The 14,706-nt window shown below is 56.7% G+C and carries 11 protein-coding genes and 1 tRNA gene; 3 read left to right on the forward strand and 9 right to left on the reverse strand.

The window, feature by feature from the left end; genetic code table 11:
- Positions 1 to 9: 9 nt before the first annotated feature.
- From H6B10_RS00120 to H6B10_RS00140, 5 genes are all read right to left on the reverse strand, one after another.
- Entirely contained in the window at positions 10 to 1,005 is a 996-nt protein-coding gene (locus H6B10_RS00120) for a helix-turn-helix transcriptional regulator (RefSeq protein WP_204648883.1), read from the reverse strand.
- 165 nt (positions 1,006 to 1,170) lie between these two features.
- On the reverse strand, positions 1,171 to 2,169 hold the full coding sequence (locus H6B10_RS00125; RefSeq protein WP_204648884.1) for a GGGtGRT protein: 999 nt from the start codon (positions 2,167 to 2,169) through the stop codon (positions 1,171 to 1,173).
- Between the two features lie 20 nt (positions 2,170 to 2,189).
- Positions 2,190 to 2,891, reverse strand: a complete 702-nt coding sequence (locus tag H6B10_RS00130) for an iron-sulfur cluster assembly scaffold protein (RefSeq protein WP_040917932.1) — start codon at positions 2,889 to 2,891, stop codon at positions 2,190 to 2,192.
- A 136-nt stretch (positions 2,892 to 3,027) separates the two neighbouring features.
- Positions 3,028 to 4,701 (reverse strand): O-antigen ligase family protein, encoded by a 1,674-nt coding sequence (locus H6B10_RS00135; protein ID WP_204648885.1) that lies wholly within the window; start codon positions 4,699 to 4,701, stop codon positions 3,028 to 3,030.
- Between the two features lie 71 nt (positions 4,702 to 4,772).
- On the reverse strand, positions 4,773 to 5,930 hold the full coding sequence (locus H6B10_RS00140; RefSeq protein ID WP_243427192.1) for an MFS transporter: 1,158 nt from the start codon (positions 5,928 to 5,930) through the stop codon (positions 4,773 to 4,775).
- Positions 5,931 to 6,043: 113 nt separating this feature from the next.
- Here H6B10_RS00140 and hisS point away from each other — a divergent pair, with 113 nt between their 5' ends.
- Together hisS and H6B10_RS00150 are read left to right on the forward strand one after the other, a co-directional pair.
- Positions 6,044 to 7,291 (forward strand): histidine--tRNA ligase, encoded by a 1,248-nt coding sequence (gene hisS / locus H6B10_RS00145; RefSeq protein WP_204648887.1) that lies wholly within the window; start codon positions 6,044 to 6,046, stop codon positions 7,289 to 7,291.
- A 156-nt stretch (positions 7,292 to 7,447) separates the two neighbouring features.
- Positions 7,448 to 8,407, forward strand: a complete 960-nt coding sequence (locus tag H6B10_RS00150) for a DUF4349 domain-containing protein (RefSeq protein WP_204648888.1) — start codon at positions 7,448 to 7,450, stop codon at positions 8,405 to 8,407.
- 74 nt (positions 8,408 to 8,481) lie between these two features.
- On the opposite strand, the gene H6B10_RS00155 is transcribed toward H6B10_RS00150, so the two are convergent.
- The 4 genes from H6B10_RS00155 to aspS form a co-directional block, all read right to left on the reverse strand.
- Positions 8,482 to 9,864, reverse strand: a complete 1,383-nt coding sequence (locus H6B10_RS00155; RefSeq protein ID WP_204648889.1) for a PTS transporter subunit EIIC — start codon at positions 9,862 to 9,864, stop codon at positions 8,482 to 8,484.
- Positions 9,864 to 11,336 carry a glycoside hydrolase family 1 protein gene (locus H6B10_RS00160; RefSeq protein ID WP_204648890.1) on the reverse strand — a complete coding sequence of 491 codons (1,473 nt, stop codon included), beginning with the start codon at positions 11,334 to 11,336 and terminating at the stop codon, positions 9,864 to 9,866. The genes H6B10_RS00155 and H6B10_RS00160 overlap by 1 nt, the downstream gene beginning before the upstream one ends.
- A gap of 192 nt (positions 11,337 to 11,528) precedes the next feature.
- Positions 11,529 to 12,389 carry a MurR/RpiR family transcriptional regulator gene (locus H6B10_RS00165; RefSeq protein ID WP_204648891.1) on the reverse strand — a complete coding sequence of 287 codons (861 nt, stop codon included), beginning with the start codon at positions 12,387 to 12,389 and terminating at the stop codon, positions 11,529 to 11,531.
- 78 nt (positions 12,390 to 12,467) lie between these two features.
- A complete protein-coding gene (aspS, locus tag H6B10_RS00170; RefSeq protein ID WP_204648892.1) occupies positions 12,468 to 14,255 on the reverse strand; it encodes an aspartate--tRNA ligase in 1,788 nt (595 codons plus the stop codon).
- A gap of 178 nt (positions 14,256 to 14,433) precedes the next feature.
- On the opposite strand from aspS, the gene H6B10_RS00175 reads away from it, so the two are divergent.
- Positions 14,434 to 14,509, forward strand: a tRNA-Lys gene (locus H6B10_RS00175).
- Positions 14,510 to 14,706: the final 197 nt, after the last annotated feature.

Below are 14,706 nucleotides of genomic sequence, written 5' to 3' on the forward strand. Positions count from 1 at the left end.
TGTTTGCAATCAGCGATACAGCTCCTGCAGGCGATCCAGCGTCTTTTTCATCTCGGCGCGTACTTCCGGCGGACCGGCAATGGCCACACCGGGCCCAAAACCGGCCACCCAGCCAAAGAACTGCGGGCTTACCTGAATCTGTGCCGTCATGGTAAAATGTTCCCCGTCTTCACACGGGTTGAGGATAGGACCGGTACCAAAGCGATCGATCATTGCCCCGGCGAACCGATTTTCGCACAGCAGCGTCACCTTTTTCAGCGGACCGTTAAACATGCCGAACATCTGCTGCATATAGGTATTCACATCAAATTCGGCATACTCGGCCGCACCTTCCCGCACGGTGCCCGGCAGCTGATGCACATTCTGCATCTTGTCCACACGGTAGTGTTTCAGCCGCCCCTCGGTATAGGCGATCAGGTAGTAGTTGCCGTTCTCCCACACCAGCACCCAGGGGCTGACACGGTAGAGCTGTCCGTCATGGCGGGGCGTCATCTTCTTTTGCAGGTTCCAGTCACAGTATTTGAACTGTACCTGCTCCCCTGCCGTAATGGCGGTATGCAGTGCATCCACCGTATACAGGATTTTTTCATCGGTACTCTTGATCCGGCCGCTGACCAGAACCTTACGGTCCAGTTCATCCTGCCGGTAGCGGGATGTGAACTGCCCCAGCTTATCGATCAGGATCTTGGACTTGCGCGCCGTAATAAATTTGCTGGCATATACGGCATCCACCAGCAATTTCAGTTCCGCCAGCTCAAACAGGGCATCGGTCATATAGTATCCGCCGCCCCGGCCGCGCAGCTGCACGATCTCGTAAGGTGCCCCCGGCAGATTGTTCAATGTGTTCAGGTCCCCGTAAACGCTTTTGCGTTCCGCTTCCACTCCACGTTCCTGCAGCTTTTCCACCAGCTGCGGCACACTGAGAGGATGGTTTTCATCCGTTTCACGAACCAGAATTTCCAAAAGGACCAGAAGTTTCCGTTTTTGACCTTCTTTACGTGGCATAACGTAACGCCCTCCCGAAATTTCACATATACAGTCCTATTATACACCCTGCAAACCGGTTGGGCAAGTATCGCCACAGAGTTTACAAATCTTTCAAACACAAGCAAAAACCGCCGTCCGGCAGATACCGGACGGCGGCAAAAATTATGCAGTTTGCAAAGGAGATCAGGCGTTGACCTGAGAAGCAGCAACCGCGCAAGCGACGGTCATACCGACCATCGGGTTGTTGCCGGCGCCGATCAGGCCCATCATCTCAACGTGCGCAGGCACGGAGGAGGAGCCAGCGAACTGAGCGTCGCCATGCATGCGGCCCATGGAGTCGGTCAGGCCGTAAGAAGCGGGACCGGCAGCCACGTTGTCGGGATGCAGGGTACGGCCCGTGCCGCCACCGGAAGCAACGGAGAAGTACTTCTTGCCGTTCTCGATGGCCCACTTCTTGTAGGTGCCGGCAACCAGGTGCTGGAAGCGGGTGGGGTTGGTGGAGTTACCGGTGATGGAAACTTCAACGCCCTCAGCCTTCATGATGGCAACGCCTTCCAGAACATCGTTGGCGCCGTAGCACTTAACGGCAGCACGCTCACCGTCAGAGTAAGCGGTGGTGTTGACGACCTTCAGCTCGCCGGTCTTGAAGTCATACTCGGTCTGCACATAGGTAAAGCCGTTGATGCGGCTGATGATCATAGCAGCATCCTTGCCCAGGCCGTTCAGGATAACACGCAGGGGCTCCTTGCGGACCTTGTTGGCGGTGCGGGCAATGCCGATGGCGCCTTCGGCGGCGGCGAAGGACTCGTGGCCGGCCAGGAAGGCGAAGCAGTGGGTGTCCTCATGCAGCAGCATGGCGCCCAGATTGCCGTGGCCCAGGCCAACCTTGCGCTGCTCGGCAACAGAGCCGGGCACGGTGAAGGCTTCCAGGCCTTCGCCGATGGCGGCAGCGCACTCAGCGGCGCTCTTCAGGCCGCGCTTGACGGCGATGGCAGTGCCGAGGGTGTAAGCCCAAACGGCGTTGTCGAAGCAGATGGGCTGAATGCCGCGGATGATCTTATCGCAGTCGATGCCCTTGGCCAGCAGCATTTCGTTGCAGGCGTCGAGGCTCTCCAGGCCATTGGCTTTCAGGCAGGCCTCGATTTTGGGCATACGGCGTTCCTGGGATTCAAAAGTTGCCATAGTGTATGTTCCTCCCTCTCTTATTCTTCACGCGGGTCGATGTACTTGACAGCGCCCTGCTCAGCAGAGAAGCGGCCGTAGGTGCCGATGTTCTTCTCGTAGGCTTCCTTGGGGTCCTTGCCGTGGCGGATGTCTTCCATCATCTTGCCGAGGCGGACAAACTGGTAACCGATAACCTGGTTGTCCTTGTCCAGCGCGGTCTTGAGGATATAGCCCTCGGTCAGTTCGAGGTAACGAACGCCCTTGGCCTTGGTGGAGAAAATGGTACCGGTCATGCTGCGCAGACCCTTGCCCAGGTCATCCAGGCCGGCGCCCACGGGCAGGCCGTTCTCAGAGAAAGCAGTCTGGCTGCGGCCGTAGACGATCTGCAGGAACAGCTCACGCATAGCAACGTTGATAGCGTCGCAGACGAGGTCGGTGTTCAGGGCTTCCAGAATGGTCTTGCCGGGCAGGATCTCGCCAGCCATGGCAGCAGAATGGGTCATGCCGGAGCAGCCGATGGTCTCGACCAGAGCTTCCTCGATGATGCCGTTCTTGATGTTCAGGCTGAGCTTGCAGGTGCCCTGCTGGGGAGCGCACCAGCCCACACCATGGGTGTAACCGCTGATGTCCTCAATTTTATAGGCCTTTACCCATTCGCCCTCTTCGGGAATGGGCGCGGGACCGTGCTTGGGCCCTTTTGTGATCGGGCACATGTTATTGACCTGTGCGGAGTATTCGATCATAATTTTCTCTCCTTTGCATATTGTTAGGCTTTTCACAGCTAAGTTTATTATAAAGGGTCGAAGCATTTTTTGCAAGATGTTAGCACAGCCTAACCAGCCGTTTTTTTATCCGTTTCGCCCTTTTCCCCTTTTGTCAGAACAAAAAGCCGAAAATCACGCGGGATGCCGCCCCGCACACTGCCATCATCACAACGGCAGCTGCCGCAGGGGGCGCCCAGGTACGCACCAGCCCCGGTTTTGCCGCCGGTTCCGGCCGGACCGTCTTTGCCTTTTTGCCTTTGCCGCGGTGCGTCTTTTCCGCCGGGAGTGCATCACTTTCGGGCGGCAGGCAGAATACCTGCAGCAAAGCAAACAGAAGCATGATTTCCGGGAAGATCATGGACACCCGGATGGAGACCACCGCATGGGCCAGGTAGCTGACCAGCGCCAGCGTCACCGGTGCCACGCCGGGCCGCAGCCAGTTTTTGGCCGCTTTGCGCAGATGCGACACAATGAACCAGATCCAGGCCGCCAGCCCCAGCAAACCGGTGGTGAGCAGCTGTTCCAGATATTCATTATGGGCCGCATAGAAGGTTTTCATACGGTCGGTCACATCGCTGCCCGCCCATTCCATCATGGCGGTATGCATCATGCCGGTGCCCACACCAAAGATTTTGCGCCACAGCGGCTGGTCCAGCCAGGTACACCAGGTAATGCGCCACGCCGTGCCCCGGTAGGTACCCCAGTCATCGTTGATGATCAGCACATCATCCAGCCGTCCCAGACTGGGGAAGCCGGGCCAGAAATTGGCCAGTGCATACAAAAGCACCGTCCCGGTAACGGCCACCGCCGCCACCACCCGGCCGGCACGCCAGAGCGGAATTTCCCGCCCGCGCAGGCCAAAGCGAAGCAATGCCCACAGTGCTGTACAGATCAGGAATCCATCCAGGCCAAAGTGTCCCAGTGCCGCCAGCATCGGCTTGCCGCCCTGGGTATAAAAATGGCTGCGCATGTACTGCATCCATCCCGCATGGAAAAAGAAGAAAGCGCCGATCACCGCAATGCGGCGCAGGGTACGGGTGGTAAACATCTTCTGGCACATCAGCACCAGCACGGCGGCACCGATGCCCAGGGCCAGACCTTCGGCATCCACCACAGCCAGGGCCAGGCCGCCAAAAAACGCCGGAACGCCGTACAAAATTGTATGACGCACACCCCGTGCCACCAAAAACGCATAAAACACCAGCGGCAGCGCAAAGGCCATAAAGCCGGAGTTGAAGTTTTTCTGTCCTAAAGTGGAGAAGAACTGAGCGCGCTCGATGACTGCCGTATCCTCATAGGCGCCGATCAGGTCAATATTGAAAATGTTGAGCACATACAACACCGTAACAATGGCGGTGGTGATACCCACACAGAACGTCAGGCCGTTGAGCAGCCCCTGGGGCGCAAAGGCGCGCACTGCCAGATACCCGGCAGCCGTAAACAGGACCATCATGAAGCCGCCGTAATAGCCGCCCAGTCCCCAGAAAGAAGATACCGGTGACAATGACATCACCGTGGAAAGAAACCCCGTGAGCACAAACGCTCCCAGCGCCCACAGCGTCGGATCTTTGGCCGAAAAACGGCCGGAACGCGGCACTGCGCCCACCAGAAGCAATGCTCCCAGCCACAGGCAAAACGCCCAGGACAGAGTGCACACACCTGTGAACTTGACCACACCCAGGTTGGAGAATTTGTCAATATATAAAGGATAGACGCACAGAACCGCCAGCAAAAAGGCAGTGGCCGAACGTGCTGCAAATTTGCGCAGTTGAATGGTCTGCTGCATGGGACCCCTCCTTTGAGAATCTGTCGAACAAAAGGATAACCTATATAGTCTACACGCTGTGCAGCATTTTTTCAAGTTTCGCGCAAGGGTTTTACAAGAGTTACACAAACCAGGCCGGCCAGTGCACACCCTCCTGCCAACCAATGGCGCGCCGCCAACGGCAGTGCCTGACTGCCAATATAGCTGAGCAAACTGCCCCCACTCATGCCCAGTGCAATAAATCCGTAGTTGACACCGGCATGGCGCAAGCCAAAGAGGTCGGTGTTGAGTGCGGGTTGAACCGCCGCGCCCCCCGAATAAAAAAAGGTAAGCACCGCGTAGGCGGCCAGCAGCCACCACTCCCGGGCAAAAGCAAACCAGAGGGAACCGGCTGCCAGCCCCAGGTAGACCCCATACAGCACCCGTTTGCGGCCCAGATGATCGCTGCCCGCCGGGCAGAGCAGCCGCCCCGCCGCACTGGCCGCCGAACCCAGCACAATGCTGAAGGGGGCAGCATTTTCCGGCAGGCCCCGGTCTGTGGCGATGGTAAAAATCTCGGGGCTGAACAGCAGTACCGGCGGCGCACTGAGTGCCACTGCCGCCACACAAAGTTTGTATTGCCGGGTGCGGATCATCCGGTGATGGTCCAGCCCCTGCAGCTGCGCCGCGTCTTGACCGGACCGGGGTGGGTCCCGCAAAATGGCGGCACCGCTGCCGCAGACCACCAGCATAGTGATTCCCAGTGCTGCAAAACAAACGCGGATGCCCCACAATCCGCCTATGCCTTTTACAAATAAGGTAAAAAATGCCCCGGAAAGCCCCATGGCCACCCCGGTCACCCCGGTGGCCCAACCTTTTTTGTTCTGATACCATTTTTGGGCACAGGCCATGACCGCCGGGGCCAGAAAGGCACTGCCCACACCGGCAGGCAGGCTGTATACCAGCAGAAACAGCGGCAGATTGTCCGGCGGTACCAGCGCAGCCGCCAGAAATCCCCCTGCCAGCAGCACGGTCCCCACAAGTCCGGCTGTACGGGGACCGCGCCGGTCCTGCAAAAGGCCACCCACAGCGCAGCCCACGCCGTAGGAAGCCACCAGCAGCGCAAAGACCAACATAGCCTGCCCGCGGGAAAATCCGTACCCCTGCATAACGGGACGCTGAAAAACACCCCAGGCCGCAGGAATTCCCGTAAGCAACTGCACGCCCGCCCCCGCCGCCAGAATGTACGGACCCCGGTTTTGTTTTGCCATAGCAGATCCCTCCCCCGTTCTTCCAGTATGGCCGGTTTGCATTGACAAAATGCGGCGGGAAGTTTATGATGATACCATTAACGACAGCATTATCAGATAAGGAGCCATTGCAGATGAAAACCCAGCCGTTAAAAGGCATGCGTGACCTGCTGCCCCATGAGCAGGCACTGCGCGACTATATTCAGGGCCAGATCCTGGCCACCTACCGCGCCGCGGGATTCCAGCGGATTTCCACCCCTATCCTGGAGGACATGGAGAACCTGGACAAGAGCGACGGCGGCGACAACCTGAACCTGATCTTCAAGGTGCTCAAACGCGGCGACAAGCTGGAAAAAGCCCTCGCCAGCGGGGAGGAAAAGCAGCTTTCCGATATGGGCCTGCGCTATGACCTGACCCTGCCGCTCTCCCGCTACTACGCTGCCAACCGCAACGAACTCCCCACGCCTTTTAAGGTCATCCAGACCGACCGCGTGTACCGCGCGGAACGCCCCCAGAAAGGCCGTCTGCGGGAGTTTGTGCAGTGTGATATTGACATCCTGGGCGATTCCAGCCCCAACGCCGAGGTGGAACTGATCGACGTGACCGCCCGCGCGCTGCTGGCCATTGGTTTTACCGGTTTCACCGTGAACATCAACGACCGCCGCATCCTGCGTGCCATGCTGCAGAAGATGGGCTTTGCCGCCGAGGACCTGGACTCCGTCTGCATCAGCTTTGACAAGCTGGATAAAGTCGGCGCCGACGGCGTGAAAAACGAACTGACTGAAAAGGGCTTTGCCCCCGAGGCTGTGGCCGCGCTGGACGAGTTCCTCCGTGCCGGGGATTTCAGCCTGGATACCGTCGCCGCCAAGGTGGACGATGATGCGCTGACCGCCGACCTGCGGTATGTGATCGCCACCAGCGAAAAGATTGCAGCCGGCCGGTATGGCATTGCCTACGCCCCCAGCCTGGTGCGCGGTCAGGGTTACTACACCGGTATGGTGTTTGAAGTCACCTGCCCGCAGTTCAGCGGCGCCGTGGCAGGCGGCGGCCGTTATGACAACATGGTGGGCAAGTTCATCGGCCAGCAGGTACCGGCTGTGGGCTTCTCCATCGGTTTCGAACGGGTATGCGGCATTTTGCTGGAACAGGGCTACCGGATTCCCGGTGCCAAACCGCGTCTGGCCCTGCTCTACTGCAAGGACGCCGACTTTGCCGCTGTGCTGCAGAAAGCCGAAACACTGCGCGCCGACTACGATGTAACCGTACTGCCCCAGGCCAAGAAGCTGGGCAAGCAGTTCGGCACGTTGGAAGCCGCCGGGTACAACGCCGTTGCCTTTGCGGACAACAACGACCTGAAACTCCTTGGTCAAAAAGCCGAATAAACAGGGAAAAAATTGTGGAACAGGCTGAATTTCAGCCTGTTCCTTTTTTGTTTCCCTTTTGTTGGCAAGCTGTAACCCACAACCCGGCTCTTCTATGGTATACTGGGGCCAGAAACCACGCGGGCCATACCCGCTTCAGCAAGAAAGGAGCCTATTATGAAAAAACGGTTATCCCGGCTGGCCGCTGCTTTGCTGGCCGCCGCCCTGCTGGCCGGATGCGGCGGCAGCAGCGCCGCCAACAGCACCGCCGCCACCTATGACATGAATCTTTCCCAGGAAGCCGCCGTGGCGGAAGGCGGCGGCGAAAGCAGCCTGATGCCGGAAGATGTTTCCACCGGAGAAAACGCCCAGCAAAAAATCATTTACCGCGCTGACATGACGTTGGAATCCACAGATTTTGACACTGCCCGGGACGCCTTGCTGGCCGCGGTGGAAGATACCGGTTCCTGGATGGAATACAGCCATCTGAGCGGCACCGCCGAGGACCGGGACCGCTATGCCAACTATACGGTACGTGTTCCGGTGGAGCATTACCAGGACTTTTTGACCCAGGCCGGGCAGGCCGGCAGCATGCTGAGCCTGAACGAGAGTGCCGAAAATGTGACCAGTACCTATATTGATATGGAAGCCCGGATTTCCTCGCTGGAAAACCAGCGGGACCGGCTGAACGAACTGGCCGCCAAAGCGGAAACCACCGCAGACCTGCTGGAAATTGAAAGCCAGCTTTCCGATGTGCAATATCAGCTGGAAAGTTACACCCAGCAGCTGCGCAATCTGGACGGGCAGGTGACCTACTCCACCGTAGATGTCACCCTGCGGGAAGTTTCTTCCCTGACCCCCACCGGTGTCACCTTCCCCCAGCGGCTGGCAGATGCCTTTGCCGGCGGTTGGAACGGATTCCTCCTCTTTATTCAGGGGTTGATCCTGGCGCTGGTGTATCTGTGGCCGCTGCTGCTGATTGCCGTGGTTGCCTTTGTGATCATCCGCATGCTGGTGCGCCGTCACCGCAAAAATCACCCGCTGCCGCCCAAAGGCAGCCGTCCCGCGCCGGCCCAGTACACCGCCCCTGCCCCGACGCAATCCGAGGAAGATTCTTCCAAGCCCAAGTATCTCTAATATAACAAAGAGGCTCCTTCCAAACGGCAGGAGCCTCTTCGTGCCTTATGATGAAGTAAGGGGAGAAATTGGTTTTATTTGGCGCTCATCCGCTTGCCCACCAGATAGGTGGCCACAAAGCCGATAACCAGTGCCACCACCATAACCAGAAGCGATACCATCAGGTTATAGCTGGAACCGGACGGATCAATATACGCTGCAATGCTGATAAAGCCGGGAGTAGAGATAACATACTGGGTCATGCCCAACAGGCCGGCCAGCAAACCGCCAACACCACCGCCGATCATTGCGCCGATCAGCGGATAGGTTTTGGGGAACAGTACGCCGTAAACGCCCGGTTCGGTAATTCCGCAAAGAGCCGTAACGCCCGCCGAAACACTGACAGATTTTTCTTCCACCGATTTGGCCAGCAGTGCGGCCGCCAGGCAGGCGCCGCCCACCGCCACATTGGCAGGTGCCATGCCGGTGCAGATCAGCGGGTCGGAGTTCACCGCCGCCATCAGGGCAAATACCACCGGGTAGGTCGCATTGTTCATGCCAAAGAATACCATCAGCGGCGTGGTGATGCCGATGATCATAACCGCAATGGGCGGCACAGCCTGATAGATGGCGTACACCCCGTTGGCAAGCCAGGTACCCAGGGTATTGCCGATGGGACCAAGAACGATCAGAGTGACCGGTACCGTAATGAGCATCGTCAGCAGCGGCACCACAATCGTCTTGAGGAAAACCGGCGTATGCTTTTGCAAGAACTTGTAGACGACGCTCATAAACAGCACACCCAGAATAACCGGGAATACCGTGGAACTATACGTCACCGTCTGCACCGGAATGCCGAAGAAATCCAGTCCTTCCGCCCCGTTGATGGTGGAATACAACAGGATCGCACCCAGGAAAGCCCCCAGATACCCGTTGGCTTTAAGCCGGTTGGCCGCGGCAAAACCAATGAATACCGGCAGGAAATAGAACGTTGCCTGGTTGATGGCGTATACGATGGTGTAAGTGCCGGACTCTGCAGAGACACCAAACACACTGGTAAGCAGCGAGAGCACCGCACCGGTCAAACCACCGGCCACCAGAACCGGAATCACCGGGCTGAAAGTACCGCCAATAAAGGACAGAATCCCATTGACCACATTGCCGTGCTGCAGCTTTGCATCTGCTGCGGCGGCCTGGGCATCTTCTACTGCGCCGCCCGCCTTAATGCCTTCAAACTTCTGTATCTCGGCATACAAATCGGGGACGTCCTGCCCGATGACTACCTGATACTCACCGTTCTGGATAATGACATTGAGAACCCCCGGCACTGCCTTTACACCGTCAGTATCAAATTTGGCAGTGTCCCGCAAGACCAGCCGCAGGCGGGTCATGCAATGGGTGGCACTGACAATATTTCCTTCGCCGCCCGCTTTTGCCACAATCCCGCGGGCCATGGCAGCATAATCTTTCTTTGCCATTATTTCAGCATCTCCTTTCCCCACTCTTTACCGTTGGAGCGAACCAGTTTGGAATACCAGTAGAAGGAATCCTTGGGAATCCGTTTCATGGACAGTTCTTCCACGCTCTTGGCCGCATTCTGCTCCTCGTCGGTGGTGTCGATATACACCAGACCATAGCGCTTTGCCATGCCGTTGCCGGTGGAAAGCAGGTCGGTGAAGGACCAGGGATTGTACCCAATGACTTCACAGCCATCCTCAATGGCCAGGCCCAACTGGTAGATGTGCTCCCGCAGGTACTCGATCCGCTGGGCATCATGCACCTTACCGTCTGCATCCTTGCTTTCGTGGGCGCCGAAGCCGTTTTCGGTGATCATCATGGGCAGATGATAGTGATCCCACAAATAGCGCAGCTCATACCGCAGGCAAACCGGGTCGATCTCCCAATCCCAGTCGGTATATTCCACGTAAGGGTTGCGGGTGAGGGCGTAGCGTCCCGGTTCCACCGGGAATACCATCTGGCCTTTGACGCCGTTTTTGTTCAACAGATAATCCTGCTGTTTGGCATCGTGGGGAGCAAATTTCCCCACATTGCTGCGGTAGCAGTTCACAGCAATAAAATCGATCTTGGCACTCTTCATCAGCTCTTCGTCGCCGGGACGGATATCGGGGTCAATATCGTTTTCTTCCCAGTACCGTTTCAGGAAACGGCTGTACTCGCCGTATACATCGGTATCGATCCAGAGTTTTTCGGTGAATTCCTCGGCATTCATAGCCGCGATCTGATCTTCGGGGCGGCAGGTTTCGGGATAGATGGGCACACACCCGGGCACTGGACCGATTTTGCCGCCTTCTACCATTTCATGGCAGGCATTGACGGCTTTGGCATGGCAAAGGTTCATAATGTGATTGATCTTCCACTGATCACGGAACCAATCCTGGCACCCCTTGCTGACCCCCAGCCAATGGCCGTAGCAGATCTGCATATTCTGCTCATTGATGGCCAGCCAATACTTGACACGGTCGCCGAAATTTTCAAAACAGACACGGCAGTAATGTTCAAATGCATCGATAATGGCGCGGTTCTTCCAACCGCCCAGTTCTTCCTCTACCCACAGGGGCATGTCGTAGTGATACAGCGTGACGATGGGGGTAATGTGATGCGCCACCAGTTCGTCGATCAACGCGTTATAGAAAGCAATTCCTTCCGGGTTAACTTTTCCGTCCGATTTGGGGATGATGCGGGACCAGGACATGGAGAACCGGTAGCTGGACAGCCCACATTCCGCCATAAGCGCCACATCCTCTTTGAAATGGTGGTAGTGGTCCGCCGCATAACTATTATCGGCAAAAGGCTTTTTGGTCTTGGAGTTCAGATCGATGATGGCCGGTGTGCGTCCTCCTTCGGCCACGGCCCCCTCTACCTGCCAGGCCGCACTGGATGCGCCCCAGAGAAAACCTTCGGGGAAACGGGGATTGTGATTGTAATACATGTTGCATGTCCTCCTGATGGGGTTTTACCGTCCTGCCGTCGCATGGGCGGCACCAGATTGTGTGCACACCGTTTTCTTACATCCACATCATAGCATATCCGAAAACAAAAATGGGGTTCGCCCTGCGAACCCCATTTGTACATTATCACTTATTATGACCATTCTTTTTGGGTACATTGCCAGTCGTTTTCGTCATTCCAACCGTTTTTGCGCCCTGTTTTTGGTGGTTTCTGACAAGACTGGTTCCGGAAACGGACCCTGAACCCGGCCATTTTCCAGGTATTTCTGCACATAGCAACTGTACAGAATATCGAAGAAATAGTTGGTCCCGTACTGGGAATAAACGGTACGAACCCCTTCAGCATCCTTTTCACTCAGGTAAATCACATGATCATACTGCGACCAGAAGCGTTTGGCATGATTGACGGTGACCAGCACTTTGTAAGCCGCCGATTTGCGGACGACCGGTTCCATCACCGTAGCAAAACTGCCGGTGGCGGAAATGGTAATGAGCAAGTCCTGCGGTGTGAGGTCCTGCAGATATCCGGGAATATTCTGGGCATCCGTCACGATCAGCACCAGTTTTCCCATAACCACCATGGATTGCTGAAAGCCCCGGGCCGTCATACCGGAAAAATCCGAGGTAAACAGCACCACATTGCGGCTGGCATGGATGCGTTCCGCCAGTTTTTCCAGCACAGCCGGTGTTGCCAGGCGGTTGATCTCCTCCATCATGGCTGTGATGGAACCGGAAAGATAATTCTTGTACTGGGGCCGCATACTGTACCCGATAAAATAGTTGCACTGGCGCTGCCATTCTTCCGCTTCAGCTTTGATATCGGAAAAATTATCAAAGCCAATGGACTGGCAAAACCGCCGAATCCCGGACCGGGAAACAAAGCACGCCTCCGCCACATCATAGATATTCAGATCTTTCAGCTGGTCAAAGTGGTACAAAAGGTATTGCGCCAGAACGTAATACGGTTCGCCGGGCTCACTTTCGTTCATCACAGCCAGCAAAGCGGTCATCAGGCTGTAAGCCGTTCGCTTCATGACGGGGACGCTCCTTTCCCTGTTTTTTGCGGGTTCAAAACAACCCCCGTGCAGGGTGTGCAGCGGGGGTTGGAAAAATTATTCTTTTTCGGGCAGAGTCAGCGCAATGGACAGATCTGCCAGCTGCTTCTCGTCCACCACGTCCGGCGCACCACTCATGGGCTCGCCGGCATTCTGTACCTTCGGGAATGCGATAACATCGCGGATGGAATCCCGCTTGAGCATCAGCATCACCATACGGTCCAGACCGTAGGCCATACCACCATGAGGCGGCGCGCCGAACTTATAGGCATCCATCAGGAAGCCGAAGCTCTCCCGCGCCTTTTCCTCGGTAAAGCCCAGTGCCTTGAACATCCGATCCTGCAGTGCGGGATCGTTGATACGCATGGAACCGCCGCCCAGTTCTACACCGTTCAGCACAATATCGTATGCCACGGCATGGCAGGCACCGGGGTCGCTCTCGATCTTGTCCAGGTCCTCGGCCTTGGGCATGGTAAAGGGATGGTGCATAGCCATCCAGCGGTTCTCCTGCTCGCTATACTCGAACAGCGGGAAGTCCACCACCCACAGGAAGTTGAACTTATCGTTGTCGATCAGCTCATACTTGCGGCCGATCTCCAGACGGACCTGGCCCAGCGCAGTACAGGCCTTGACCCAGTCGGCATCGCTGACCAGCAGCAGCACGTCGCCGGTTTCCACACCCAGGGCTGCATACAGCGCGGTCTTTTCTTCCTCCGTGAGGAACTTTTCAAAGCTGGAGGAAGTGGCATCTGCCGTCAGGCGGCTGTAAGCCAGACCTTTGGCGCCGTAGGTTTTGGCAACCTCGCCCAGTTTATCGATATTCTTGCGGGTGAGCTTGTCGGCCATACCTTTGGCATTGATGGCCCGGATGGAGCCCTTCGCCTCCACAACTGCCGCAAAAGGCTTGAACTCGGTATGTTCAAAAACCGACGTCACGTCCTGAATCTCCAGGCCGAAACGGGTGTCCGGCTTATCGGAACCGAAACGGCTCATGGCGTCGTTCCAGGGCATACGCTCAAAAGGCGTGACCAGGTCAATGCCCAGCACTTCCTTCCACAAGCGCTTGAGCAGGCCCTCGTTCATCGTCATGATATCGTCCTCGGTGACGAAGGACATTTCCTCGTCCACCTGGGTGAACTCGGGCTGACGATCGGCACGCAGGTCCTCATCGCGGTAGCAGCGGGCGATCTGGAAGTAACGGTCAAAGCCGGACAGCATCAGAATCTGCTTGTAGAGCTGCGGGCTCTGAGGCAGTGCGTAGAAGTGACCGGGCTGCACACGGCTGGGTACCAGATAGTCACGGGCGCCCTCCGGCGTGGACTTGATGAGGGTAGGCGTTTCGATCTCGGTAAAATGATTGTCGGTAAAGTAGCTGCGGATGATCTGCATGATCTTGCTGCGCAGCACGATGGGTGCGTGCATGGAAGGACGGCGCAGGTCCAGATAGCGGTAACGCAGGCGCAGATCGTCGTTGACGTTGATCTCATCCCGCAGTTCGAACGGCGGGGTCTGTGCTTCGCTCAGGATGCGCAGTTCCGACACATACAACTCCACATCGCCGGTGGCAATCTTATCTGTCTTGGCAGCGCGTTCCCGCAGCTTGCCGCGGCAGATCACCACGTACTCGCTTTTCAGGCTTTCCGCCTTGGCGAAAACGTCCTTCGGCGTATCTTCATCGAACACCAGCTGCAGAATGCCGGTGGTATCGCGCAGGTCGGCAAAGATAATGCCGCCCTTATCGCGCGCACGGGCGATGGAACCGCAGACGGTCATTTCCTGACCGGCGTCGGCCAGGCTGACCTCCCCGCAATAGCGGGTACGGCGCAGGTTGCCCAAAGTTTCCATATTTCCAATCCCCTTTACGGTTTCTATTCTAAAAAAGTATTATACCGCGCCGCCCTGTATTTGGCAAGGGCAGACCTCCAAATGGGCCGTGATTTTTTCTGCATTTGTTTGAAAAAAGATATTGACAACCCCGTTTCACCTTGCTATAATGTGAAGGCTGTGAACGCACAGCGCATATGTGCCCGTAGCTCAGTTGGTAGAGCATCTGACTTTTAATCAGAGGGTCCAGGATTCGAGTTCCTGCGGGCGCACCAAAAACCTCACGCTTTGGCGTGAGGTTTTTTGTTTTTTCTGCGGTTTTGTTCCCTTGTAAATTTTCCGGCACAAAATGCACCACGGTAAAAATTTGCAGCCCCGCTGCCCATAAGTACATTGCACTGCGCTTTTGGGTGTGGTATACTTTTTTCGATATGTTGTTTTGCAGGGTTCTGCCCTGCCGGGATTTTGGAAA

Source organism: Gemmiger formicilis (assembly GCF_016901605.1).
Taxonomy (GTDB): Bacteria; Bacillota; Clostridia; order Oscillospirales; family Ruminococcaceae; genus Gemmiger; species Gemmiger formicilis_B.